The sequence below is a fragment of the Parabacteroides caeci genome, from assembly GCF_023656795.1.
Taxonomy (GTDB): domain Bacteria; phylum Bacteroidota; class Bacteroidia; order Bacteroidales; family Tannerellaceae; genus Parabacteroides; species Parabacteroides segnis.
Window position 1 is genome coordinate 1 of record NZ_JAMOKT010000111.1, and the last position, 10,714, is coordinate 10,714.

6 protein-coding genes are annotated in these 10,714 nt (G+C 43.5%); all 6 read left to right on the forward strand.

The genetic code is table 11. The features are described from left to right. The first annotated feature begins 130 nt into the window (after positions 1-130). The 6 genes from NBH15_RS28225 (at position 131) to NBH15_RS28250 (ending at position 10,516) form a co-directional block, all read left to right on the forward strand. Entirely contained in the window at positions 131-2,788 is a 2,658-nt protein-coding gene (locus tag NBH15_RS28225) for a family 78 glycoside hydrolase catalytic domain (protein WP_250824128.1), read from the forward strand. A 57-nt stretch (positions 2,789-2,845) separates the two neighbouring features. After that, positions 2,846-5,962: a glycosyl hydrolase gene (locus tag NBH15_RS28230; RefSeq protein ID WP_250824124.1), complete on the forward strand. Its 3,117-nt coding sequence runs from the start codon at positions 2,846-2,848 to the stop codon at positions 5,960-5,962. A 198-nt stretch (positions 5,963-6,160) separates the two neighbouring features. Continuing rightward, positions 6,161-7,369, forward strand: a complete 1,209-nt coding sequence (locus NBH15_RS28235; RefSeq protein WP_250824125.1) for an alpha/beta hydrolase family protein — start codon at positions 6,161-6,163, stop codon at positions 7,367-7,369. A 51-nt stretch (positions 7,370-7,420) separates the two neighbouring features. Further along, positions 7,421-8,305, forward strand: coding sequence for a TIM barrel protein (locus tag NBH15_RS28240; protein WP_129697079.1), 885 nt, complete (start codon positions 7,421-7,423; stop codon positions 8,303-8,305). Positions 8,306-8,309: 4 nt separating this feature from the next. Then, positions 8,310-9,452 (forward strand): glycoside hydrolase family 43 protein, encoded by a 1,143-nt coding sequence (locus NBH15_RS28245; protein WP_250824126.1) that lies wholly within the window; start codon positions 8,310-8,312, stop codon positions 9,450-9,452. A gap of 173 nt (positions 9,453-9,625) precedes the next feature. Continuing rightward, positions 9,626-10,516 carry a YitT family protein gene (locus tag NBH15_RS28250; protein ID WP_250824127.1) on the forward strand — a complete coding sequence of 297 codons (891 nt, stop codon included), beginning with the start codon at positions 9,626-9,628 and terminating at the stop codon, positions 10,514-10,516. Positions 10,517-10,714: the final 198 nt, after the last annotated feature.

The window sequence follows — 10,714 nt, forward strand, 5'->3', positions numbered from 1 at the left end:
TTATTGCTGGTAGGTTGCTCCTCAGCAGAGCCTACTTCCTCTTAACATCCTGATACAAAGATAAATTATAAAAGTTAATTAATAATGAATTATCCAACTTTGTTTGGATTTTAAATGGAAAATTATGGATATGAAAGGTATTTATTTACGACTGTTGTTTGTGTGTTTTTCTCTGATGGCCGTATCCTGTGGCTCCCGCTCATCGTTGGAGATTACCTGCTTGCAGTGTGAGAAGCTAAATGACCCGTTAGGGATCGATAATGTTTCTCCTCATTTCAGTTGGGTTTTAAGTTCGAAAGATCAGGGAGCCCGGCAAACTGCTTATCAGATATTGGTTGCTTCCGATAAAAAGTATTTATTGGAAGATAAAGCAGACCTGTGGGATTCGGGGAAGATAGATTCGGAGGCCTCCAATTGGATTTTGTATCAGGGGAATGCATTGAAATCCAAATCGTTTTCTTATTGGAAAGTTCGTGTTTGGGATGGAGAAGGAAATGTTACGGCATGGAGTGAACCGGCCTGTTTTGGAATAGGATTGCTGAATCCGGAAGATTGGAGCGCCCGGTATATCGGTATGGACCAGGATGGGGATAAGATGGAGTCTCCCTTATTGCGGAAAACGTTCCAAAGCAATGTTATTGGAGAAAAGATGTTGTTTCATGTCAATTCACTGGGGTATCACGAAGTTTATGTGAAAGGGAAACCGGTAAGTGATGCGGTATTGACACCGGCCGTTTCCCAGTTTGATAAACGTTCCCTGATTGTGACTTATGATATTACACCATTTTTGCAGAAGGGCAGTAATGAGATCGTCATCTGGCTGGGCAAGGGCTGGTATCGGGACGGATTGCCGGGCGTGGTGGAAGGCGGTCCGTTTGTACGTGCCCAATTGGAATGCCGGGAAAATGGCAGTTGGACCACGGTTTTGGTTACGGATGATTCCTGGATGGCTTCTGAAAGCGGTTATGTGTCGACGGGAAACTGGAGGCCGCATCAGTTTGGCGGAGAGGTCGTGAATGCCGCCGGATTGCTTCCTGACTTAACCTCTTCTTCTTTGGATCGTCTGGAATGGGCGAAAGCGAAAGTTGCAGAAATACCGGCTCACAAAGTGACACCCCAGATGGCCGAGTTGAATCGGATTCAACAGGAATTTCATCCGGTCTTATGCCAGGCTGCCGGAGACACCGCCTGGATTTTCGACATGGGAAAGAACTTTACGGGATGGACGAAAATTAAATTCCCGATGTTGTCTTCCGGTCAGAAGGTAAGGATCAGCTATTGTGATTTTCTGGATGGGGATGGACAGTTCAGGGATGGACTTTATGAAGATTATTACATAGCCTCCGGTGAGGCAGGGGAACGTTTTGTTAATAAGTTCAATTATCATGCTTACAGATATTTGAAGTTGACGAATCTCGCCCAAGCTCCGGCTTTGTCTGATATAACAGCCTGCCTGGTTCATACGGATTATAGCGGAAGTTCTTCCTTCAGCTGTTCGGATGAAGATCTGAATGCGATTCATGACATGGTTCAATATACGCTCCGTTGTTTGACATTGGGTGGCTATATGGTGGATTGCCCGCAGATTGAACGCTTGGGTTATGGTGGAGATGGAAATGCCTCGACACAGACTGTCCAGACAATGTATAATCTGTCCCCTCTCTATATGAACTGGATGCAGGCATGGGCCGATTGCATGCGGGAATATGGTAGTATGCCCCATACGGCCCCCAATCCCTATAATGCGGGAGGCGGACCGTATTGGTGTGGGTTTATAATCACGGCATCTTGGCAAACGTATGTGAATTATGGTGATTCCCGTTTGTTGGAGCGTTATTATCCGTATATGAAAAAGTGGCTGGAGTATGTGGATAAATATACGGTGGACGGTTTACTTAAAACATGGCCGAATACGGAATACAGAAACTGGTATCTGGGTGATTGGGCCACTCCTGTCGGGGTAGACCAAACTAATATTTTGTCGGTAGATGCGGTTAATAACTGTTTTATATCCGTTTGCTATCAGACAATGAGCAAAATTGCCGGCATATTGGGTAAGGAACAGGATAAACAGGTGTATGCAACAAAGTACAAAGAACTGAACCCTCTTATCCATAAGACCTTTTATGATCCTCAGCAGAAAAGTTATGCCACAGGTACCCAGATCGATCTGATATATCCGATGTTGGTCGGGGTGACGCCGGACGATAAACAGCCTGATGTGCGGAATACTTTGTATCGCGTAACGGAAGAACGTTTTAAAGGACATCTGGCAACTGGTTTGGTCGGAGTTCCTGTGATAACAGAATGGGCTGTCAGGAATAAACAATCTGACTTTATCTATGGGATGTTGAAAAAAAGAGATTATCCGGGTTATCTGTATATGCTGGACAACGGTGCGACTACCACCTGGGAGCATTGGAACGGAGAACGTAGCCACATTCATAATTGCTACAATGGCATCGGCTCCTGGTTCTATCAGGCTTTGGCAGGAATTAATACGGATGAAGAGAATCCGGGTTATAAACATGTTATTATTCAGCCTCAATTGGTTAAAGGACTTTCATGGGTAAAAGCGGCAAAAGAAACGCCTTTAGGCTTGCTGGAGGTGAAATGGGAGAAAACCGATGCTTCTTTTGTCCTGGAACTGAATATTCCTGTCGGATGTGAAGCAACTGTTATGTTACCGGTTCGGGCAAAAACAGTTTTGGTTAACAATGAAATCTCCGGTAAATCGGATGCTTTGGAAATACCGTCCGGTCGCTATCGGATTACTTGTACTTTGTAAATGATAACGAAGGAATCGATAAATATCATTTTTATAAACTAAATTGTCAATTAATATATGAAAACACGAAATGTAATTAAATACTTGTCCTGTGCGATTGCGGGAAGTGCCTTGTCATTCGGTCTGACCGGTTGTCAGAGAAACAATGTGCAGACTAAGGATTCTTTTGCAACTATAGAAAAGGAATTTAAAGACCCGTCTGCGGATTTCAGAAGTGCCCCGCTTGCTGTGTGGAATAGTAAAGTTACCGAAGCGGAGGTAGAACGTACGATGCGTGAATTGAAAGATGCTGGCTTCGGAGGACTTTTTATACATCCCCGTCCGGGTATGATTACAGAATATCTGGGAGATGAATGGTTCTCTTTGTATAAGCATGCTGTCGAATTCGGAAAAGAACTGGGTATAAATGTCTGGATATATGATGAAAATTCGTATCCGAGCGGATTTGCAGGTGGTCACGTCCCGGCTGAAATGCCCGAGTCCTGTAATCAAGGACAAGGGTTGGCATTGACGAAGGTCGACTTGCTTCCGGAAGATACGAAGCCTTATTATATGTGTTTGAGAAAGGAAGGTGATACCTGGAAGGATATTACGACGGAAATAGCTAAATATAAAGGAACTAAAGGCGAATATTATCTGTATAAGAAAACTTATATGGGTAAATCTGACTGGTACGGAGGTTATTCGTATGTGGACTTGTTGGTTCCGGGAGTGACGGAAAAGTTCCTGGAAGTAACGATGAAGAACGGATATGAGAAAAAGTTCAAAGAAGACTTCGGCTCATCCATCAAAGGTATCTTTTCTGATGAACCGAATATCAGCAGTCCGGGGGGACTACGTTGGACGCCGGATTTATTTGAAGTCTTTCAGCAGAAGTGGGGATATGACCTGAAACCGTTATTACCGTTGCTGGAGGAAGAAACAGGTGATTGGAAGAAGGTACGCCATAACTATATGGAGACTTTGTTGCAGTTGTTTATCGACCGTTGGTCAAAGCCTTTCCACCAGTATTGTGAGGAAAACAATCTGGAATGGACCGGCCATTATTGGGAACATGGTTGGCCTTACATGAATGACGGACCGGATAATATGGCTATGTATGCCTGGCATCAGATGCCGGCGATTGATATGCTGTTCAACCAGTTTGATGAGAAAAGCCCTGTCGCACAGTTTGGTAATGTCCGTTCGGTAAAAGAGCTGCGTAGTGTGGCTAACCAGATGGGATATTCCCGTACATTGAGTGAAACATATGGTGGCGGAGGCTGGGATGAAACTTTCAAGGATTTCAAACGGCTTGGTGATTGGGAATATGTCCTGGGTGTGAACTTTATGAACCAGCATCTGGCACATATGACACTGACCGGTGCCCGTAAATACGACTATCCGCCGGTATTTACTTATCATTCACCCTGGTGGGCCGATTATAAGTCGCAGAATGATTATTTTGCCCGTCTGTCACTGTTGATGAGTAAAGGTGTCCAGCAAAATGATATATTGATCATAGAGCCGAATGCAACCTTAGGGAGTTATTATTCACATACCAAGAGCAGCCCGAAACTGATGGAAGTAGGCCAGGCTTTCCAGGACTTTATAACGACTTTGGAAAAAGGGCAGGTAGAATATGACCTTGGTTCTGAGAATATCATAAAAGATCATGGGGCTGTTGCCGATGGCAAGTTCGTTGTAGGTAAGGTCGCTTATACGACCGTTGTATTGCCTCCGATGATGGAGACATTGAACAAGCCGACATTTGATTTATTACAGAATTTTGTACAACAAGGTGGCCGTGTGATAACTTTTTCTTCTCCGACGCTGGTTGACGGAGCAGAAAATGCTGCCTGGAAGACTCTGCTTGGCGGTCAGTCTGTAACGTCTGTTCCCCGGTTGACGAACGAAGTTATCCGGGACACATTTTCGAATGCAGACTGCCGGTTCTCATTTAGTGGAGGTAACTTATACCACCAACGCCGTCAGTTTACCGACGGGGAATTATTGTTCCTGGTTAATTCTTCCATGGATGAGGCAGTAGACGGTACGGTTACCGTTAACGGGAAATCGGCTGTGCAAATGGATGCCATGAGTGGAAATATTTATACGTATCCATCGACAAAGGCGGATGGCAAATTGACAATGAAGTTCCATTTGGAACCGGCCGGAAGTTTGTTGTTATATAGTTCGAAAGGTTCATTGAAATCTTATCCGGAAATACCGGCTGTTGCCGGCTCTACCCCGGTTCAGGCTATTAGTCCGGTTCAGGTTACCCGTTTGAAGGATAATGCATTGAATGTCGATTTCTGTGATGTGAGTGTAAACGGGAAAACAACAAAGAATGTCTATTTTGCACAGGCTGCCGATATCGCTTTCCGCGAATATGGTTTTGTGAATGGTAATCCCTGGAATACTTCGGTACAGTATAAACGGAATATTTTAGATCGGGATACGTTTAAAACCGGAGGTTTCACAACGACTTACCACTTTAAAGTAAATGACAAGTTCGATTATTCAAACATGAAACTGGTAGCGGAACGTCCTGAATTGTTTACTGTTAAAATCAACGGCGAACAGGTGAAACCGATACCGGAAGAATGGTGGCTGGACCGCTCCTTCGGTGTTTATTCGATAGGCGGCCAGGTGACAATAGGAATAAATACCGTAGAACTGAGTGTGAGTCCGATGAGTATTTTTGCAGAGATAGAGCCGGTTTATATAGTGGGTGATTTTGCTGTTATTCCTGAACAAACAGGATGGAGCATTAGTGCTCCGGTTGAAAATCTTACGTTAGGTAGCTGGAAGGCGCAGAAACAACCGTTCTATTCCTGGGGAGTAAGCTATTCCAAAGAATATGAGGTGAAATCTCTTTCAACCCCGTATGCCGTTCAGTTGAATGACTGGAAAGGTACTTTGGCTGAAGTTTATGTGAATGATCAGAAAGCCGGAATAATCGCTTATGATCCGTATCGTCTGGATATAACCCCTTATCTGAAAGAGGGTAAAAATAAAGTAGATGTCCGGGTGATCGGTAGCCATAAGAACCTGTTAGGTCCGCATTATCGTCATCCGGCCCCGGGCCTGGCTTCTCCGTGGCATTGGAAAAACATAGACAAGCAGATTCCAGGTAGTGAATATCAGATGATGGATTATGGTTTGATGACTGATTTCGATTTGGTACATTAAAAACTCTTGACGTAAAAAGGCTTCGATATCCTTTAGGGGGTATCGGAGCTTTTTTGTGTTTGATAATAACAAATTTTCATTTCGTGTAAAAGATTCCGAAAAAAGTTAAACTGGCATATTGTTTTGTTGCCAAACTTTAAAAAAGCGTACTTTGTATTCTCAAAGTAGATCAGTTAACAATCTAAACTAATAATCATCATGAATAAACTTATAAATCTATTCTTTGCCTTGTTGTTTATTATACCGGTCGTAGGACAAGCTCAAATAACCACCGATCGTCAGGACGGGCGTTTTCAGAGTTCAAGAGGGACTGTTCAGTATATGCTGAAACGGATGAAGCCGACTTATGCTTTTGATCCGTTGTTTACACCGGTAGAGTTTAAGGAGTGGCAATCCGGCCTGCGTGCTGCTATGAAAGAATTGATGCGTTTTCCGGAGATAGCGGATTTGCCTGCTCCGGTTCGTATAAAAACAGTCAGGCGGGATGGTTACCGGGTTGAGAAATGGGAATCTTATCCGTTGCCGGGCAGTGTTGTTCCTTATTTGGTGTTAATTCCGGATGGTGTCGATCCCGGCCATAAAGCTCCTGCCGTACTTTGTATTCCTGGATTTGGTGGTAGTAAAGAAGGTTTGGCCGGAGAGAATGAGGGGGATTATGATTTGATTTCATTCCCAGCTGAATCGGTAAAAAAGAATGCCATGGCTTTACATTATGTAAAAAGAGGCCTGGTAGCAGTTGCAGTGGATAATCCCTCATGTGCCGAACTCTCGGACAACGGTCATTTTGACTATTTGAATACATCCCGAATTTTATTGGAAATGGGATGGAGTTATCTGGGACTTAGCGCTTATCAGGATTGGAATATCCTGAGTTGGATGAAAGAGCTGGACTTTGTGAATAAAGATCGGCTTATTGTCTCTGGTTTCTCTTTGGGAACTGAACCTTTGATGGTTTTGGGAACTTTGGATCCTTCTATTTATGCTTTTGTTTATAATGATTTTTTGTGTCGTACGCTAGAAAGGATTCTTGTCATGACAAAGCCTGATCCTAAAGGTATCCGTCCTTTTCCTAATTCTATTGAACATTTAATTCCCGGTTTTTTAACTCAGTTTGACTTTCCCGATCTGGTTGCCGCCCTGGCCCCCCGTCCGGTTATTTGTACTGAAGGAGGACTCGACCGTGATTTTGACTTGATCCGGAAAGCCTATGAGATTTCAGGCAAACCGGATTACTTTACATATTATCATTATAAGAAATTTGCTGACCCAAAAGACCGAAAACAAATAGAAAAAGTACCTGAAGGTATTGATAGGGATACCTATTTCAACTTGGTAAACGTTGATCCGGAGAATCATTATTTTAAGGAGGAATGGGTGTTGCCGTGGATAGACAAGATACTGAAATAGATTCTTTTCTTTATATTTGTACCATCTAATTAATTATCAATTCTGAATAACATGGAAAACATCTCAAGAAGAACAGCCATTAAGACCGCATTAGTAGGCGGGGCAGCACTTGCCGTATCAGGCTTGGAAGCAGCAAATCCCGCTAAAAAGAAAAAAGCAGAAACAAAGGAACCGCTGAAGGGTAATGTACGCCATTCCGTTAGTAAATGGTGTTTTGGTGACTATCCATTGGAAGAATTTTGTGGGATATGTAAAAATATAGGAATCGAATCGATCGAATTGCTCGACCCGAAAGACTGGCCGGTTGTACAAAAACACGGCCTGACTGTTGCTATGTGCCAAGGGGCCGGTTTGGGTATCGATCGTGGATTTAACGATCCTAAATTGCACGACGAACTGGTTGCCAGTTATGAAGCGGTAATTCCCCAAGTGGCAGCAGCCGGATTGACGAATTTGATCTGCTTCTCCGGAAAGCGGAATGGGCTGACTGATCTTCAGGGATGGGAAAACTGTGAGAAAGGATTGAAACGTCTGATGCCGCTGGCGGAAAAACATAATGTGGTCCTGACGATGGAACTGTTGAACAGTGTAGGCCATAAAGATTATCAATGCGACCATACTGTTTGGGGGGTAGAATTATGTCGTCGTGTCGGATCGCCAAACTTTAAGCTTTTGTATGATATTTATCATATGCAGATCATGGAAGGAAATATCATTGAAAATATCCAAAAGTATCATGAATACTTCTCTCATATCCATACAGGCGGTAATCCCGGACGTGCGGAAATTGACGAAACCCAGGAACTTTATTACCCGGCAATTATGAAAGCGTTGGTAGAAACCGGGTATAAAGGATTTGTAGGGCAGGAGTTTGTTCCCCGTCAGCAGGATAAGATAGCTTCCCTGGAGAAATGTATTCGTATTTGTGATGTCTAGCCATATGAAGAAGACAAGAATTATACAACTCTGTTTCCTGTTGTTTGCTGTTGCTTTTGCAGGATGTAAAGGAAAGTCCGGCTCGGAACAGGCTGGCGGTGCATTTACCCCGGGCGAACTATGGCCGGACAATAATGGCGTGCATATCAATGCGCATGGCGGAGGAATCCTGCATGACGGCGATACTTATTATTGGTTTGGCGAGCATAAGACGGAAGGAACTGCCGGAAATAATGCGCTGGTGGGAGTTCACTGTTACTCTTCCAAAGATTTATATAACTGGAAAGACGAAGGTGTTGCCTTATCGGTTGTGACCGACGATTCTACACATAGCATAGCGAAAGGATGTATCCTGGAACGCCCTAAAGTAATTTATAATAAAAAGAATAACAACTATGTGATGTGGTTCCACCTGGAGCCTAAAGGGGCAGGATATTCCGGTGCGCTCAGCGGTATTGCCGTAAGCGAGAAGGTGGCAGGTCCTTATAAATTTCTTCGTGCCGTGCGTCCGAATGCCGGTTCCTGGCCGACAAATGTACAGGATATTCATAAACAGAGAGTTCCTGAATCTGACAGGAGTAAATTCACAGGCGGAAGTTTACCGGCTCATCCGGACAGTCTGAATCTGCTGGGCCGTGACATGGAAGGCGGACAGATGGCACGTGATATGAACCTTTTTGTTGATGACGATGGCAAGGCTTATCATATTTATTCTTCAGAAGAGAACAGCACATTGCATATCTCCCTGTTGACGGACGATTATACCAATTATTCCGACACGTATGCCCGCTTTTTCCCCGGACGTTTCATGGAAGCACCGGCGATGTTCAAGCGCGACGGAAAATATTATTTGATCATGTCCGGTTGTACGGGCTGGGCCCCAAATGCCGGTCGTTCGGCTGTTGCACCTTCTATTTGGGGACCTTGGGAAGAATTGGAGAATCCGTTTGTCGGTGAAGATTCCGACCTTTCTTTCCATTCCCAGAGTACCTATGTACTGCCGACTCCCGGTAAGCCTGGACAGTTCATTTATATGGGTGACCGCTGGACGCCCGAGAATGCAATCGACGGGCGTTACATTTGGCTTCCGATCCGTTTTGAAGGGGATCAGCCGATTATCGAATGGCAGGATAAATGGAGTTATTGATGCCGTTGTCCTGTTGTATTTGAAATTTAACAATATGTTTTTGTAAATTCATCGAAATCATACCACTAAATTGATTTAATCTTCATTAATTTTGCAGCTTCGTTTTTGCGGGGCTGCAATTTTTTTGGCAGATAGGTGATCTTTATAATATGGATATATAATAAACATTTAAAATGAAACCAACATTATCAATTACCTCAAGGCAGTTAATGCTGAGAGAGATGCACGATTATTTAATGATCGCTCTTGGCATGCTTTTCTATGCTATTGGGTGGACCGTCTTCCTTTTGCCCAATGACATTACTACCGGAGGGGTACCTGGTATCGCCTCTATCGTGTATTGGGCGACCGGAATAAATGTGCAGTATACATACTTTGCAATTAACGGCGGGTTGCTGATCGCTTCTCTTATTGTTTTGGGATGGAAGTTCAGTGTGAAAACTATTTTTGCTGTAATAGTGATGACCACTATCCTTCCCATTATTCAGGGTGCTACATCTAATCTGCATTTGTTGCAAGATCAACCGTTTATGGCTTGTGTAATCGGTGCCTCTTTCTGCGGAAGCGGTATTGGTATCGCTTTTTCGGCCAACGGCAGTTCGGGAGGAACGGATATCATCGCTGCTATTATAAATAAATACAGGGATATCACTTTAGGACGCGTCATTCTGATGACGGATATGATTATCATATCTTCCAGTTATTTTGTACTGCATGATTGGGAAAAGGTCGTTTATGGTTTTGCTACGCTTTATATATCCAGTTTTGTGCTTGATCAAGTGGTAAACAGTGCCCGCCAGTCCGTACAGTTCTTTATTATTTCCAAGAAACATGAAGAAATAGGACGCCGTATCAATAAAGATCTCCACCGCGGTGTGACGGTGATAGACGGGACCGGAATGTATACCGGATTGGGAGTGAAGATGATGTTCGTATTGGCCAAGAAGCGTGAGTCGACAACTATTTTCCGCTTGATTAAAGATATAGACCCGGAAGCATTTGTCTCTCAGAGTGCCGTCATCGGTGTGTATGGCGAAGGGTTCGACCATATTAAAGTAAAATAATTCCATATAATAGCTATATAGATTTATTTATAAGGGTTCGGCTTCTATTCAGATACCGTCCTGTATATAATTTTCTGTCTTGTCCTGAAATAGCTTGACAACTTTTTGGACAAAAAAAGAATAAAAATGCAAGAAAAAAAGTCCAGAAGAAAGCACAGCGAGACATTCAAGTTATCTGTGCTACGCGAATATTACAGT